The following is a 15,485-nucleotide window of genomic DNA, read 5'->3' on the forward strand; positions in this document are numbered from 1 at the left end:
GTAGGAAAGTGATCAGCAAACTGAACCAACAGGCCGTTAATGCCGCCAGCGCAGTAGGGACGCTGTATCAGAACTTTGCCGATCGGTTGGCCGGCTCCGGATTCCAGGGCGATATAGAGCTGGGCCATGCAGAGCGGACTGTGCTAGCTACTGACAACTCGATCTATCAGGTGTATCCGGCGGGTGTCCTATACCCCAAAGGCACCGAAGATCTCAGCAAAATGTTGTCATTGGCTAATGAACCTTCTTTTCAAACGGTTGTGCTCTCTGCAAGGGGAGGAGGTACCGGCACCAACGGACAGTCTCTGACCTCGGGATTTATGGTAGACACCAGTCGTTATATGAATCAGATTCTGGAGATCAATCCTGAAGAGCGCTGGGCAAGGGTTCAAAGCGGGACCGTCAAAGACTATCTGAATGATCTGGCTGCAAGGCACGGCCTGTTTTTTGCCCCGGAACTGTCCACCAGCAACCGGGCGACAGTGGGTGGCATGGTGAACACCGATGCCAGTGGTCAGGGGTCGGTTGTCTATGGCAAAACCCGCCATCATGTTCTTGAACTGACCTCGGTCTTTGCTGATGGCACCGTATGGAACTCATCACCACTGACAGAACAGGAGCTTGATGAGATCTGTCAGCGCGAAGACCGTGCAGGGCAGGTTCACAAAACGGTGATTGAAGCCTATAACCAGAATAAAGATCGTGTCGAAACCATCTTTCCAAAGCTCAACCGTAATCTCACCGGCTACGATCTGGCCAATATCCGCAGAAAAGATCCTGTGAATCCTGAAGACGTTGGCAAGTTTGATCTCAATGCCATTCTCTGCGGTTCTGAAGGGACTCTGGCCATGATCAGTGAAATCAAGGTCAACCTTCTGCCCATACCTGAAACCTCTGCACTGGTTCTGGTGTTCTATTCCAGCTTTCAGGAATCGCTCAGGGATGCCCAGTCTCTCATGCAAGCGACTCCGAGTTCTGTCGAAACCATTGATTCCAAAGTCTTGTCGCTCGCCAAAGCAGACAGTGTCTGGGAGAGCGTCAAAGAGTACTTCCCCGATGATGTTGATCAAATAGACGGCATTAACTTTGTTGAGTACACCGGTCAGTCGGAAGCCGATATTCAGGAAGGTATTGAGCGCTTGAAAGCGGAGTTGGACAAGCCATCGGAAATCCAGCGGCTGGGTCACAGCATTGTGACAGGAACTCCAAACGTTAAAAAGATCTGGAATATGCGCAAGCAGTCCGTGGGCCTCTTGGGCAACATGGAAGGCGACGCACGACCTATACCCTTTGTAGAAGACGTTGCCGTGCCACCAGAGAATCTGGCTGCTTTTATCGCTCGCTTCCGGGCGTTACTGGATAGCCATGAACTGTCTTATGGCATGTTTGGCCATGTCGATGCCGGGGTTCTCCATGTAAGACCCGCTATTGATATGAAAGATGTTGAGCAGGAGGTTCTGGTCAGAACCATCAGTGATGAAGTCTCTGCGCTGGCGAAAGCCCATGGTGGCGTCCTGTGGGGAGAGCATGGCAAAGGCGTTCGCTCTGAATACGCACCCGACTTTTTTCAGGATCTTTACCCAGTACTGCAAAACATCAAGAGTGCTTTCGACCCCCATAATCAGTTGAATCCGGGAAAAATAGCGACACCCTCCACCCGGGCATCAGAAACCCTGCTGAAGATTGACGGTGTGCAAACCCGTGGCCAGCTGGACAGAACCATCGAAAGAAAAGCCTTCGATGCTTTTACCCATGGCATGTTCTGCAATGGCAATGGCGCCTGCTTCAACTACAACCCCAACAGCGCCATGTGTCCAACCTGGAAAGCCACTCTGGATAGAACTCAATCACCCAAAGGCCGTTCAGGACTGGTACGTGAATGGTTGCGACTGCAAAGCGCAGCGGGCAGCAACATCTCTCAAGCAATAAACGAGGCTCGCCAGTCCGGACTTTTTTATAACGCCATGGACAAGACCCGCAACAGCATCGATAAACTGCGAGGCAAGGAAGATTTCAGCCATGATGTTTATGAAGCACTGGACAGCTGTATGAGCTGTAAATCCTGTGCAGGTCAGTGCCCTATTCAGGTGAATGTGCCTGATCTGAGGTCCCGGTACTTTGAGCTTTACCACACTCGCTACCTGCGCCCCGCTAAACATCACGCTGCTGCCATGCTGGAACCCGTTCTGCCAGCACTGGCAAAAGCCAAATCTGTTTATAACCGTGTGGCTAACTCGGGTTTGATGAACAAGCTTTCGGCCAAGACATCCGGTCTTCAGGATCTGCCGGCTATCACCAGTGCATCCCCTCTGGAAGACAGTTGTCGTTCTGGTGCCTCCGTGGCCTCAGACACTCTGCTTGCTTCCATGACAGAAAAAGAGCTGGCGCGAACGGTGGTAATTGTTCAGGACGCCTTTACCAGTTTTTTCGAAACTCCGGTATTGACTGACCTGGTCGAGCTGCTGGTCAGACTCGGTTATCGCCCTCTCGTTGCGCCTTATAAACCCAACGGCAAAGTGTTGCATGTCTACGGTTTTCTGGGGCGCTTTGAAAAAGTCGCGAAAACCAATGCCAGAGCACTCAAAAAACTGGCCGATAAAGGCGTAGCCCTGATAGGGATTGATGCCGCCGTTACCCTGACTTATCGCGATGAATACCATGAGATCATGGGTGAAGAGGCCCCCAAAGTGCAATTACTCTCGGAATGGTTTGCCAGCCAGGCGGATACCATTCGTGAGCTTCAGTTAAACCTGAAGGGTGAGCTCAAACTGCTGGGGCACTGCACAGAGACCACTAATGCGCCAGCAGCACCGGCTCAGTGGCAAAAGCTGTTTGCCGCCTGCGGACTAAAACTGACTTACCAGGCTACTGGCTGTTGCGGCATGGCGGGTATCTACGGGCATGAAACCCGTAACCAGGAAACGTCCCGCAAACTGTACGACATGAGCTGGAAACCTGTGATTGAGAGTCCTGACAACCAGGATCAACTGGTGGCTACTGGCTACTCCTGTAGAAGTCAGGTTAAGCGTTTTGGGAATACCGAGATTCCTCACCCGGTTTCAAAGCTGTTGGCCTTGATGAACGAGTAAAATAACAGTGCTCAACCCACTGCCAACAGCTCTGACAGCTCATTGCGATTCTCAATCAGATCAGCCAGCGTGTAACCTTCCAAAACCGCCATGAATGCTGACATGGCGTCAGCCAGAGCCTTTTTCAAACGACAATCAGTTGATATTCGACACACCGGTTCATCACAGTCCACCAATACCAGGGTGGACTCCATCATTCTCACCACCACCCCCAGGTTAATCTCTTCAGCAGAGCGCCCCATCCGGAAACCACCACCTTTTCCACGAACCGTTGACAGATAACCTTCCTGACCCAGGCGCTGGACAATCTTCATGACATGATTTCGCGAGAGATCATACACCTTTGTTACTTCCTGAATAGAGATCAACCTGAGCTGTGGCTGCAATGCCGAGTAGATCAGGATTCTCAGCGCATAATCGGTTTGCTTGGTCAATTTCATGGGAACTATAGACTTTTTTTAAAGATGCATCTAGGATGCACCTAATAAAGATGCATTACAAATACATCTTATAAAAAAACCATCTGGAGCCATCCCATGAGCCTGAGTGAAAAGACCATCAACATCGTCAAAGCCACTGCCCCCGTATTGGCTGAACATGGCGATGCAATCACCCGCCACTTTTACCAGCGTCTGTTCAGCCATCATCCTGAACTGCTGAATATTTTTAATGTCTCCCACCAGGAGACAGGCCGTCAACAAGCTGCACTGGCTGCGGCTGTCTATGGCTACGCTGCCCATATTGATAACCTGGGAGCACTCAACAATACTGTGCAGCGCATTGCCCACAAGCATGCCAGCTTCAATGTAAAACCCGAGCACTATCCCATTGTTGGTGAAAACCTGCTGGCAGCATTGGCCTGCGTTCTCGGTGATATTGCAACGGATGAGGTTCTTGAAGCCTGGGGAAAGGCGTATCAATTCCTGGCCAATATCTTTATCGAAGTTGAAGAAAGTATTTATCAGGAAAGTGAGGGTCACAAAGGCGGCTGGCGCGGTACCCGTGAATTCACAGTAATCCGAAAAGTAAAAGAGAGCGACCTGATCACTTCCTTCTACTTTGAGCCAGTGGACGGAAAACCCATTGCTGACTTCAAACCGGGACAATACATAGGTCTCTACATAACCCCGGAAAACAGTGATAACCGTTGCATCCGTCAGTACAGTCTGTCCGATGCAAGTAATGGCAAAAACTACAGAATTTCAGTAAAGCGTGAAGGAACAGGGGCTATTCAGGGCCTGGTTTCCAACTACCTGCACGACCATGTACAAGAAGGTGATACGGTAGAACTAAGTCCTCCTGCCGGAGACTTCTTTCTGGACACCCGCCATGAAAACCCGGTTGTTCTAATCAGCGGTGGTGTCGGTGTCACACCGCTACTGAGCATGCTGAATACCCTGATCGCCTCGAACACCCGGGAACCTGTCCGCTTTGTTCACAGTGCAGTAAACGGCAGTGTTCATGCCTTTTCCGATCATATAAACACTCTGGCGGAAGAGCGTGATAATCTTGAGAAATTTGTTTTCTACGATCAGCCTGCAAATAGTGACCAGCACTATGATCATGCCGGCCGTACCGACCTGAACCTGATTCGTGGGCAGATTGAAATCCCGGGTGCTCACTACTACTTCTGTGGCCCTTCAGGTTACATGGCCATGGTCAATGAAACACTTCTGAGCTGGGGTGTACCATCAGAAAACATTCACTATGAGGTATTCGGTCCTCACAAGGAAATCTGATCTGTGCTGAAGAGTGCCTGAGGCGCTCTCCTGCTGACGCCTTTTTGTCACCTTCTCTCCCTGTTGATGCTCATCCAAATGTTGAATCAGGTTTCTGACTCTTATCCTGCCTCCGTTTCTGTTGCTAGATTCTTGATAAAGAGGTTTTAAAACAGGGAAGTAAACAATGACTCCGGGTCTTTATGAACAGGTTCGAGATCTGACTCTAGATCGTAATAAGTTTGCACCGGGTACCAGGGTTGGACTCAATGACCAATACGAACTGGTGGAAGTAATAGCCAGCTACAAAGACTGGATTATCACTCATCCGGATCCTATTCGCCTGAGAAACCTGCTCGGCTCGCTGATTCAATCAGCCCAGGATGTGAATCAATACCTCAACCTGAGTGATCGTTCCGCCTCAATGCTTGAAGCACAGGTAGCTGGAGAGCTGGACTTTTCGGTACTGACCAAACAGGTCGCAGAGTTCCTGAAAACCCCCGCCTGTCAGATCATTCGAACCAGAGAACAGCTGAATAATCTGCTACAAGCTTCTGTCGAGGCCAAAAAGCCCAAGAAAAATATCCAGGACGAACTGAAACAAGCCATGCATGAAGGCTTTTCAAGATTCTGCGACCTTATGGACGCCAGCGATCTCAAGCAGCTTGTCGGATTCTATAAAACAGCACTGCTTGAATGGCTGGATGAATTCAGTCATCTGTGCGCAATTGAGGGCGATCTGAACGATGTATATCAGGCCACCAGGAACGGTTTTGATGCCTTCACCAAAGACCTTATTACTGAGACTCAGGGCAAAGTTATCACACCCTCTTCTGCCAGGGCAGCCAATCAGGTTGCAGAAGATGAGGGGCACCAGTGGGGTGAGAATGCCGAATCACTGAGTGAAATGGATGGCTGGTTGCAGTCATCCAACACTGAAAATCTGGAGCGGCTACTGAAGAAGATCCGTCAGGATAAAGATCTTGGTGACAGGTTTCTGAAGGTTAAAGAGTTTGAACTCAGATCCCGTCTGGAAAAATGCCCTGACGCCATAGCTAAAGACCTGAAGAACATGAAGCTTTCACTGGATGATCACCTTCTGCGCTCTGCAAAGCCTCAGCGCAACAAACACGACCTCCTTTATCAAATTGTTCTCTCTGTTGCCCGGCAGCAGAGCACCGACATTATTGCCCGTCTACCACAGGATGATCCTGACATGATGGGTCTTGGTCTTTATCTGAAATACCCGAATCTGATGGCTCGATGTAAGCCAGCCCTCGTGCATCAGCTCATTCTTCTGATTCAACTCAGCCCAGAGATGGAAGAGCATTATATTACCGTAGCCTCAAAACATTATCTGAGGCACCAGGATGGCTTGATGGTTGCCCACTCACCGCTTTTATACAAAGCCACCCGACATACACTGCTACTGTCTGACTTTACCCTGGAAAAAACTATTACTCTGGAATTCATCAAGCACTACCCAAAAGCGGCTCTGGACATTGAGCCAGCTCTTTTTAAAAAACTACTTGCTCACCCTGATCTGGTCGACTTCTGGCCCGGGTTTATCGCAGAAAATGCGACCCGGCTCAGTGTTGAAAACTGGCAACAGATCTTTTCTGGAAATCCATCCGGATTTCATAAATTGATCACCCGACAAATGTCAGCAACACCACCAGTGGTTTGCCGATTCCCCAACGCTTTCACAGCTCAGGTAAAGAGCTTCCTGAAAAACAACCCGGACATATTAAGCAAAGTGCTGAAGTTACCCAGACAAGTGGAAAGTGCTGGTTACAGAACGTTGATAGCCATCGCCCAATCACTCTCTTTTGAAGTTGCCACCCTCTCGGACGTCAAACCCGATTCAGGTTTGAAATCAGAAGAAATTGGCAGCCCAAGTCAATACTGAATCATAAACGACGCCGGACAAATGAACCCGGCATCGCAGGCAAGACCAGTCCCGCGACCGAAACACCGGCTGAAGCCAAGGTTGCAAGAGTAGAGGTGGTTTGGTATCGGCAGTTGAAATGAAAATTGTCAACTAACGCCAAAAAACTGCTGATAAGGCCAGTGTTGTCATGAATACTCCGGGCGTTAATGACTTGGAAGACATTTTCTTGCGCGGTGAAACCTTTGTTTTTGAAAAAATAATTATTTTCTTGATCTATCAACTTTCTGGTCTAGCCTCTCCACTCTTATAAGCGCAAAATAGATGTAAGGATAAAGCTTTGAAAAAGCCATTTTCCGAGGCACTGCTGTTGTTGCTAATATTACTGCCTGTTACCTGTAATGCCAAATCGTTAAAAAGACATTTTATTGTCGAGTTTGAACAAGATGGAGGCATTCCAGAAAGGAGTTTTTTCATAGAATACAATACAAAAACATTGTCGTACGACAAGTCATACTCTGCCGAAACAAATGATGACTCAGGATCAATTTTTCCACCTGATCACAAATCATACAGACTTGGCGATTATGGAGAAACAACGCCTCTTATTGAATCAATTCCGTGGGAATTGATTTACGTCGCTCATCTGCTGGTTGCTTACAAGCTGGTTCTGACCACAAGCGCCCCTCTTCTGAGCGCCAAACCCTATTCATGGATACCCACAGAAGCGTTTGTCGCTGTCGGTATACTTTTAAAAAGCTATTGGAACTCCAATTCATCGCTGTTTAACCCGGTGGATCAACTGGAGACAAGTCAGAATCATCCGTTTGCGATCACCACTATGGTGCTTCCCGGACAGGGTCAAACAGAAAATGACCAACAAAACCAGGCATCAGCATCGTCCGATCAGCAGGCCCCGGGAACAATCACCCGTGAAGGCTTTTTTGGCAAGCTTCTGTCTCGCCGCTCTGGCAAAGGCGAAGGAAACCCCGAACGACATCAGCATACTTTCGGCTTAAATTGTTACGTCGATTCCTGTCATGGCGTTTGTCAATTCCGATCACAAGCTGATAGCAGCGGGCAACCTGATACAGTTGAGGAGTGCCCCATATGCTTTGAAATGTTCGGAAAAGTAACTGTGACTCCCTGTTGTTCGAATAAAATTGACACGCACTGTTTAAAAGAGATATTTCTGAGCACTTCATCAGGGTCAACGAAAACCTGTCCATTTTGCAGAGAAGATCTGTCTTTCCTGGCACAATCACCGGATTTTGCAGCAAGTGTAGAAGCACAGCAGGACTTAACAGTTCCTGATAACGAGCCTTCGGGTATCAGTTCCTCACAAACAGCCTCTTTCACTAACACTATGAGAGCACGTGATCTAACAGTCTGCGAGGTGATCCTAATGGACGGGATTGGCAGGGTGTTGCCATGCGGGAAGGTCTGCAAAAATCACGCAGCCTTAGCCAATCATGTATCACGTTGCCACTTTCGCCGATGAAACTGTGACATGGCCGGAGAGCCCCCTCTATGATTGGAGGCTGTCGCAAAACTCTGGTTCCCATGCTCTGAGGTCGTCATTCCCGCGAAGGCGGGAATCCAGCGCCAACGGTGGATCTCTGCCTTCTCGGGGATGACAAGGCCAGGGGGGCACCGGGCAGTATGGTTCTGGTGGTGAGTCAGTGTGGATTCCCGCCTTCGCGGGAATGACGAGAATGAAGTCGGGAATGACGAGAATGAAGCCGGGAATGACGAGAATGAAGCCGGGAATGACGGGAGTCAACTCGTTCCCACGCTGGAGAGAGTTTTGCGACAGCCTCAGAGCGTGGGAACGAGTTGTTGGGCTTTTGCGACAGCCTCATTGGGGCGGGGGTTTCATACCAATCGATCATTTTTTCTTGATTTAACAACTTTCTGGTCTAGCCTCTCTATTTCAAAAAAATACGAAATAGATATTAAGGATGACCCCTTGAGAAAACCATTTTCTGCGGCACTGCTGTTCTTGCTGATGTCGTTGTCTGTTATCTGTTACGCCGAGCCATACAACAACGCCCTGAGCGCCAAACCTTATTCATGGATACCGGTAGAAGCGTTTGTCGCCGTCGGCATGCTTTTGAAAAGTGACTGGAACTCCAATTCATTGCTGTTCAACACAGCGGATCAACCGAAGGCCAGTCAGGATCATCCGTTTGCCATCAGCACTATGGTACTACCCGGACAGGGTCAACAAAAAAATGACCAGCAAAGCCAGGCATCAGCATCATCCAATCAGCAGGCCTCAGGAACAAACACCCACCTTAAAAACTGTTTCGCCCAGTTCCAGACTTGCCGCCGCGACGGTAATGGGAACCCTGAACAACCCCAACATACTTTCGGTTTAAAGTGTTACGTCGATTCCTGTAATGGCGTTTGTCGATTTCGATCACCCGCTGATAGCAGTACGCTACCCGAAGCAAGTGACGAATGCCCTATATGCTGTGAAGCGTTTACTAATACGATTCTTACTCCTTGTTGTTCGCAGAAAATTGACAAACACTGTTTGCAAGAGGCATTTGAGAAAACTGGGAACACCTGCCCATATTGCAGAGAAGATTTATCTTTTCTAGCTCAATCACCGGATTTTTCTCTTGGTGAAGCAGATGGGGATTGCCCTATATGCCATCAAATGTTTAGAGATGATGTGCTTGTGACTCCCTGTTGTTCGAAAAGAGTCGAGACATGTTGTCTACTGGATGCTTTGGTATGGTCGGAGTCGGGACACTGCCCATTTTGCACAGCAGGCACGTTATCAGTATTACGATCACTAGGTTTTATAGCAAGCGCAGAGGCACCGCAGGACTTAACAGGTTCTGTTAACGGAGACTTGCCAATAGTTGGCGAGGATGGGCCATGTCAAAGAGTCTACAAGTATGTCAGAGACCTGATCGGGTATCTCGAATAAATATACCCCTGATGAGTTTCTGGTCTAGCCTCCACATTCTCAAAGACACAAAATAGCTGTCAGGTTAAACCTTTGAAAAACCCGTTTTCAGCGGCAGTGCTGTTATTGCTAATGTCGGTGTCTGTTATATGTTCTGCGGAACCGTTAAAAAGATATTTTATTGACGAGTTTGAACAGGATGGAGGCATTCCAAAAGGGAGCGTTTCTATAAAACGCAACAGTTACGTTGAAACAACATCTTCTATTGAATCGATATCGTGGGAGCTGATTTATGCCACTCATCTGCTGGTGGCTAGCAAATTGCTACTGACCACCAGTGACAACCCCTTTAGCGCCAGACTTTATTCATGGATACCATTAGAAGCGCTTGTTGCTGTCGGCATGCTTTTGAAAAGCTATGGGAACCCGGATTCACTTCTGTTCAACACGGCGAATCAACTGGAGGTCAGTCAGAATCATCCGTTTGCCATCACCACTATGGTCCTTCCGGGACAGGGTCAAACAAAAAATAGCCAACAAAGCCAGGCGCCAGCATCTTCCGCTCAGCAGGCCTCAGGAACAATCAACCGTCTTATAGGCTCTTTCGCCAGGCTTCTCTCTTGCCGCCGCGACGGTAATGGAGAACCCGAACAACACCAGCACACTTACGGTTTAGATTGTTACGCCGACTCCTGTAACGGCGTTTGTCGATTCCGACCACCAGCTGAGAGCAGAGAGCTACCTGAAGCAAGTAACGATTGCCCTATATGCTTTGAAATGTTTACCAATGTGATTGTTACGCCCTGTTGTTCGCAGAAAATTGATAAACATTGTTTACAAAATATATTTCAGACAGCTGCGGAAATCTGCCCATATTGCAGAGTAGACCTGTCTTCATTAGCAAACTCACCAGACTTTGCAGTACGCGAAGAGCTACAGCAGGACTTGCCATGTTCTTTTAACGAGCCCCGGGGGATCAGCTCCTCACAAACGGCCTCTTTCGATATCCATTCGAGAGCGCGTGGTCCAATAGCTTGCAACATGATCATAATGGACGAGAATGGCTACCTGCTGCAATGTGGGGTAGTCTTCGATACTCAAGCGGCCCTGAGGGTTCATATAGCAAGATTTCACCCCCCAGCACGCCATGACTGGGGGCAGCCCTGAAGCCCTCAGTCAACAGGGATTCTAAAAAACTGACTGATTGCACATACGACTTTTGCTGTCATGCTGTGAGCCATGTGCGAGAAAGGCTTCAGACTCGCAACAAAGAGATGGCGCTTTAAGTTGGAGCTGACACAAGGACAGGCTACCATACAGTTTTATCTGAAACCTTCTAATGGCCAAAGCAAAATCCAGAAAAGCCTATGTCTGCACCGAGTGCGGCAGCGAGTCCTCCAAGTGGCAGGGGCAATGTCCAGACTGTAAAGCCTGGAATACGTTCAAAGAGGTCAACCTGGGACCTGCGGCTTCCCCCTCTATCGGTGCCGCCAATAAATCCGGTTTTGCAGGCACCCTCAGTGGTCTTCAAACCCTGAGTGAGGTGGATGTTGCTGAAGCGCCCAGATTCAGCAGTGGCACGTCAGAGTTTGACCGGGTCCTTGGAGGTGGTTTTGTTAAAGGCAGTGCCGTCCTGATTGGCGGCCATCCGGGGGCTGGCAAGAGTACCATCCTGCTTCAGGTTCTTTGTCACGTTGCCCAGAGCATGAATGCCCTCTATGTCTCGGGTGAGGAATCACTTCAACAAATTGCAGCACGGGCCAAACGCCTCGATCTGCCTGCCGATCGCCTGAAGATGCTGGCAGAAACCTCAGCCGAAAATATTGTCGCTGTGGCCGAGCAGGAGAAGCCGGGGGTTATTGTTATCGACTCTATCCAGGTCATGTATATGAACGGCGTGGACGCGGCTCCCGGTGGCGTTGCCCAAGTCAGGGAGTCCGCAGCCTTCCTTACCCGCTTTGCCAAACAAACTGGCACTGTCTTGCTGTTGGTGGGCCATGTGACCAAGGATAATTCTCTGGCAGGCCCTATGACACTGTCCCATATTATTGATACCCAGATCATGCTGGGAAATACCGACGACTCTCGCTTCAGGGTTATGCGGGCAACCAAGAACCGATTTGGACAGGTGAATGAGCTGGGCATCTTTGCCATGACGGAAAGGGGAATGAAAGAAGTCAAAAATCCTTCAGCCATTTTCCTGTCCCGGGCATCCGAGCCAACCTCAGGCAGCATCATAAATGTTTTGTGGGAGGGCACCCGCCCTCTGCTGGTGGAAATTCAGGCACTGGTTGTAGACTCGCAACTGGGCAACCCAAGACGTGTAACCGTGGGACTGGATCAAAACAGACTGGCCATGCTGCTGGCGATACTGACTCGACACGGGGGTATTTTTACCAGCGATCAGGATGTTTTTCTTAACGTGGTAGGAGGCGTTAAAGTCACGGAAACCAGCGCCGATCTGGCCGGTTTGCTGGCAGTCGTTTCCAGCCTGCGCGACACTGCTCTACCCCAGGATCTTTTCGCCTTTGGGGAAGTGGGCCTTGCGGGTGAAATCAGGCCCGTTGCCAACGGTCAGGAACGCTTGATTGAAGCAGCCAAACACGGCTTCAGAAGAGCCATTGTACCGGCAGCAAACAAGCCCAGAAAACCCATTGAAGGATTAACTGTTGTCGGCGTGCACAAACTGTCCGAGGCACTGGAGGCTATCTGAATTATCCGGGTCAACATTCATCCTGTTATAATCCGGCAAAATGTTTGAAATCAGGTTAGAACATGCTCAAAGGTCTCTACGGTGTAACCGACAGCCAGCTTCTCCCCGACGATCGTATTCTGATGGAAGCGGTTGAACAGGCTTTGATGGGTGGCATGAAAGTACTTCAGTATCGCGACAAGAGTCTGGATCATGAAAAGAGGTTCCGTCAGGCCAGTACTCTGAGGGTGCTCTGCCACAGTTACGGGGCCCTTTTAATTATCAATGATGACATTGAACTGGCTGCAGAATCGGAAGCAGACGGCGTACACCTGGGACAACAGGATGAATCCATAAAATCCGCCCGAAAAAGGCTCGGGGAATACGCTATTATTGGTATCAGCTGCGAAGGATCTCTCGATCTGGCCCACAAGGCTGTTGAGGAGGGTGCCGATTACATTGCCTTTGGACGTTTTTCCCCCTCACGTACCAAGCCTGACGCCAAGCCTGCCGAGCCGTCACTTCTGCCTTCTGCCCGGGAGACCTTTAAAGTCCCTGTTGTAGCTATCGGAGGAATTACCGTGGATAATGCCCCGCAGCTTATAGAGGCGGGTGCTGATATGGTGGCAGTGGTTCGTAATTTGTTTGCTTCCACAGATATTCAGAGTCGTGCCCGCAGTTTTACTGAATTGTTTAATCAGGAATAGATCATGTCCCTTCCCCATGAATGCTCCAGCACTCTGTTTACTGAAGCCCAGGCTGTCATCCCGGGAGGGGTCAACTCACCGGTCAGAGCGTTCAAGGGTGTCGGTGGCGAACCAGTCTTCTTCAAAAGCGCCAAAGGTGCCTATATACAGGATGTCGATGGCAATAGCCTGATTGATTACGTGGGTTCCTGGGGTCCGATGATTCTCGGACATAACCATCCGGATGTTGTCAGCGCCGTTCGCGATCAGGCCCTGGATGGAATGAGCTTCGGTGCGCCCACAGCCCTGGAAACCGAGCTGGCCCTGAAAGTTCGTGAAATTTTTCCCTCCATGGAACTGCTCAGAATGGTGAGCTCGGGTACCGAAGCCACCATGAGTGCTATTCGTCTGGCCAGGGGCGTTACCGGCCGTGACAAGATTGTGAAGTTTGAAGGCAACTACCATGGCCATTCCGACTCACTGCTGGTAAAGGCTGGCTCTGGCGCGCTAACTCTGGGAGTGCCAAGCTCTCCCGGAGTTCCTGAAGCTCTGGCAGAAAGCACTATTACACTGACGTACAACGACCTTGACTCTGTTAAACAGGCTTTTGCAGAAACAGGCAGCGAAGTGGCCTGTATCATCGTTGAGCCAGTGGCCGGTAACATGAACTGCATTCCCCCGGTCAAAGGTTTCCTTGAAGGTCTTAGAGAAGTGTGTAGTGAGAACGGCGCCCTGCTAATCTTTGATGAAGTCATGACCGGATTCCGTGTTGCCCTGGGCGGAGCACAGGCTCACTATGATGTAAAACCGGATCTGACGACACTGGGTAAAATCATCGGTGGCGGTCTGCCAGTAGGCGCTTTTGGTGGCCGAAAAGAGGTCATGGAGCATCTGGCTCCACTGGGACCGGTTTACCAGGCTGGCACCCTGTCTGGTAACCCGTTGGCTATGGCCGCAGGGCTGGCGACACTGAGAAACCTGAGTCGCCCCGGCTTCCACGCGGAGCTTACCGAAAAAGCAGCGAAGTTACTGGCAGGCTTTAAGGAGAAAGCCTCAAAACACGGCATTCCCCTGCAAACCTCTCAGGTGGGTGGTATGTTTGGTTTATTTTTCACTGACCAGCCTGATGTCGAGCGCTTTGATCAGGTAATGGCCTGCGATGGAACCTTCTATGGTCGCTTCTTCCACGCCATGCTGGATGAGGGAGTCTATCTGGCTCCCTCCGCATTCGAAGCCGGATTTATATCCGAAGCTCATGGTGATCTGGAGATTCAGAAAACCATAGAGGCTGCGGATCGTGCTTTCCATCACTGTCGATAAGGTAATCAATTGACCGTGAAAAATATTTTACTGCGTCGTTTTTCATGCTCACCTGATTCATACTTAAAAATGACGCAAAATAGTTTTCTTACCTCACGGCTGTATTCACTATGAGTTCACTGGCTCTTTCGGATGCGGTGCTGGCAGCTGCCAGCACCTTTGCTGTCTTCCTGCTCTGCCAGCAACAGGCATTTGCCGAGATTCACAGAACGGCTACCAAGGGGGCCCTCCTGGGCTTCCTGCTGGTTGCTCTGGCGTCGGCAGCGGGCACCCTTAAGTATGGCTTTTCAGAGATCTGGACCGGTGTCTATCTCTTTCTGAATAATGCCGCTACTTACCTTTCACCACCATTAGTTGGTACAGCAATCGCTCTGCTTCTGTCTAACAGGGTGTGGAGTAAGCCGGCCTGGGGAAGGATGATCATCGGACTCTGTCTGGCTTATGAAATAAGCCGCTGGTACGGGGTTGAAACACTCTACAGGGACGCCCTGCTGGCTGTCAGCCTGCTCATCGCTCTCTATAGTGTAGTCAGAGCACAAGTAGAGCCCGGCCCCAAGGGCTTACTGCTCATCGCATTCATCAGCTTTTTTATTGGCGGCCTGGTCATTGGTAATGAGGGCACCCTGGGTGGATACCTGAGGCTTAACCTTTTCCGCTATATGATTGCCCTGGGAAGCCTGCTGATGGCAACCGGTTTGTTCATGCTATTGAAAAACCAGAACCGGACTTTCGAACAAGCAGACATAAATCAGGAATAAACGAACACTCCCTTCTCCTGTCGGACTGCCAGCAGCAGATGGCTGGCAAAACAAATGCACGACGATGGTTCAGACACGGAGGCTCATGCCGGAGGCATTGGAAAGAGTTTAACGTTATTGCCTTTTGCTTCAGAAACCTTGGCTGCCCCTTCTTTTTCAACTTCGTCAATGCGGATAATAGACGACAAAGGAATATAACTCCGCTTAACACCTTCGAAAGTGCTCTTAAGTTTCTCTTCACTGGGATCGACCAGCAACTGGCTACGCTCACCAAAAGCAAATTCCTCTACTTCAATAAACCCCCAGAGCTCACTCTGGAAAATCTGTCGAGCGTACACTTCAAAGACTTCAGACTCATTCTGAAAAATAACACGAAAAATCTGAGATTTCGACATTGACTCCAAACACCTGTGA

Annotated in this window: 14 protein-coding genes; 10 read left to right on the forward strand and 4 right to left on the reverse strand. The window is 49.7% G+C overall.

The features are described from left to right. Nucleotides 1-8 precede the first annotated feature (8 nt). Nucleotides 9-3,089 carry an FAD-binding and (Fe-S)-binding domain-containing protein gene (locus P6910_RS22660; protein WP_317143521.1) on the forward strand — a complete coding sequence of 1,027 codons (3,081 nt, stop codon included), beginning with the start codon at nt 9-11 and terminating at the stop codon, nt 3,087-3,089. An 11-nt stretch (nt 3,090-3,100) separates the two neighbouring features. Here P6910_RS22660 and P6910_RS22665 read toward each other — a convergent pair whose 3' ends face one another. Then, nucleotides 3,101-3,529, reverse strand: coding sequence for an Rrf2 family transcriptional regulator (locus tag P6910_RS22665; protein ID WP_317143522.1), 429 nt, complete (start codon nt 3,527-3,529; stop codon nt 3,101-3,103). Nucleotides 3,530-3,625: 96 nt separating this feature from the next. Between P6910_RS22665 and hmpA the strand changes: the two genes are divergently transcribed. Both hmpA and P6910_RS22675 read left to right on the forward strand, forming a co-directional pair. Beyond that, a complete protein-coding gene (gene hmpA, locus P6910_RS22670) occupies nt 3,626-4,828 on the forward strand; it encodes an NO-inducible flavohemoprotein (protein WP_317143523.1) in 1,203 nt (400 codons plus the stop codon). A gap of 166 nt (nt 4,829-4,994) precedes the next feature. Then, complete coding sequence (locus P6910_RS22675; RefSeq protein ID WP_317143524.1) at nt 4,995-6,716, forward strand: hypothetical protein; 1,722 nt, start codon at nt 4,995-4,997, stop codon at nt 6,714-6,716. A 1-nt stretch (nt 6,717) separates the two neighbouring features. Here P6910_RS22675 and P6910_RS22680 read toward each other — a convergent pair whose 3' ends face one another. Next, nucleotides 6,718-6,978 (reverse strand): hypothetical protein, encoded by a 261-nt coding sequence (locus tag P6910_RS22680; protein WP_317143525.1) that lies wholly within the window; start codon nt 6,976-6,978, stop codon nt 6,718-6,720. A 57-nt stretch (nt 6,979-7,035) separates the two neighbouring features. On the opposite strand from P6910_RS22680, the gene P6910_RS22685 reads away from it, so the two are divergent. After that, nucleotides 7,036-8,196 (forward strand): hypothetical protein, encoded by a 1,161-nt coding sequence (locus P6910_RS22685; RefSeq protein ID WP_317143526.1) that lies wholly within the window; start codon nt 7,036-7,038, stop codon nt 8,194-8,196. A 27-nt stretch (nt 8,197-8,223) separates the two neighbouring features. On the opposite strand, the gene P6910_RS22690 is transcribed toward P6910_RS22685, so the two are convergent. After that, a complete protein-coding gene (locus tag P6910_RS22690; protein ID WP_317143527.1) occupies nt 8,224-8,478 on the reverse strand; it encodes a hypothetical protein in 255 nt (84 codons plus the stop codon). A 186-nt stretch (nt 8,479-8,664) separates the two neighbouring features. Between P6910_RS22690 and P6910_RS22695 the strand changes: the two genes are divergently transcribed. The 6 genes from P6910_RS22695 to P6910_RS22720 all read left to right on the forward strand — a co-directional run bounded on the left by P6910_RS22695 (nt 8,665) and on the right by P6910_RS22720 (nt 15,071). Continuing rightward, nucleotides 8,665-9,636: a hypothetical protein gene (locus P6910_RS22695; RefSeq protein ID WP_317143528.1), complete on the forward strand. Its 972-nt coding sequence runs from the start codon at nt 8,665-8,667 to the stop codon at nt 9,634-9,636. 117 nt (nt 9,637-9,753) lie between these two features. Next, nucleotides 9,754-10,782 carry a hypothetical protein gene (locus tag P6910_RS22700; protein WP_317143529.1) on the forward strand — a complete coding sequence of 343 codons (1,029 nt, stop codon included), beginning with the start codon at nt 9,754-9,756 and terminating at the stop codon, nt 10,780-10,782. Nucleotides 10,783-10,954: 172 nt separating this feature from the next. After that, a complete protein-coding gene (radA, locus tag P6910_RS22705; protein WP_317143530.1) occupies nt 10,955-12,328 on the forward strand; it encodes a DNA repair protein RadA in 1,374 nt (457 codons plus the stop codon). A 62-nt stretch (nt 12,329-12,390) separates the two neighbouring features. Continuing rightward, nucleotides 12,391-13,014 carry a thiamine phosphate synthase gene (gene thiE / locus P6910_RS22710; RefSeq protein ID WP_317143531.1) on the forward strand — a complete coding sequence of 208 codons (624 nt, stop codon included), beginning with the start codon at nt 12,391-12,393 and terminating at the stop codon, nt 13,012-13,014. Nucleotides 13,015-13,017: 3 nt separating this feature from the next. Beyond that, nucleotides 13,018-14,313: a glutamate-1-semialdehyde 2,1-aminomutase gene (gene hemL, locus P6910_RS22715; protein WP_317143532.1), complete on the forward strand. Its 1,296-nt coding sequence runs from the start codon at nt 13,018-13,020 to the stop codon at nt 14,311-14,313. 110 nt (nt 14,314-14,423) lie between these two features. Next, nucleotides 14,424-15,071, forward strand: coding sequence for a hypothetical protein (locus P6910_RS22720; protein ID WP_317143533.1), 648 nt, complete (start codon nt 14,424-14,426; stop codon nt 15,069-15,071). Between the two features lie 83 nt (nt 15,072-15,154). On the opposite strand, the gene P6910_RS22725 is transcribed toward P6910_RS22720, so the two are convergent. Then, nucleotides 15,155-15,466 (reverse strand): DUF1820 family protein, encoded by a 312-nt coding sequence (locus tag P6910_RS22725; protein ID WP_317143534.1) that lies wholly within the window; start codon nt 15,464-15,466, stop codon nt 15,155-15,157. Nucleotides 15,467-15,485 lie beyond the last annotated feature (19 nt).

Origin of the sequence: Endozoicomonas sp. 8E, assembly GCF_032883915.1 — a bacterium.
In the GTDB taxonomy this organism is placed as follows: Bacteria; Pseudomonadota; Gammaproteobacteria; order Pseudomonadales; family Endozoicomonadaceae; genus Endozoicomonas_A.

Coding starts and splice junctions, on each gene's coding strand:
- radA (WP_317143530.1), top strand. CDS start 10,955: ATGGCCAAAGCAAAATCCAGAAAAGCCTATGTCTGCACCGAGTGCGGC.
- P6910_RS22675 (WP_317143524.1), top strand. CDS start 4,995: ATGACTCCGGGTCTTTATGAACAGGTTCGAGATCTGACTCTAGATCGT.
- thiE (WP_317143531.1), top strand. CDS start 12,391: ATGCTCAAAGGTCTCTACGGTGTAACCGACAGCCAGCTTCTCCCCGAC.
- P6910_RS22720 (WP_317143533.1), top strand. CDS start 14,424: ATGAGTTCACTGGCTCTTTCGGATGCGGTGCTGGCAGCTGCCAGCACC.
- P6910_RS22725 (WP_317143534.1), bottom strand. CDS start 15,466: ATGTCGAAATCTCAGATTTTTCGTGTTATTTTTCAGAATGAGTCTGAA.
- hmpA (WP_317143523.1), top strand. CDS start 3,626: ATGAGCCTGAGTGAAAAGACCATCAACATCGTCAAAGCCACTGCCCCC.
- hemL (WP_317143532.1), top strand. CDS start 13,018: ATGTCCCTTCCCCATGAATGCTCCAGCACTCTGTTTACTGAAGCCCAG.
- P6910_RS22665 (WP_317143522.1), bottom strand. CDS start 3,529: ATGAAATTGACCAAGCAAACCGATTATGCGCTGAGAATCCTGATCTAC.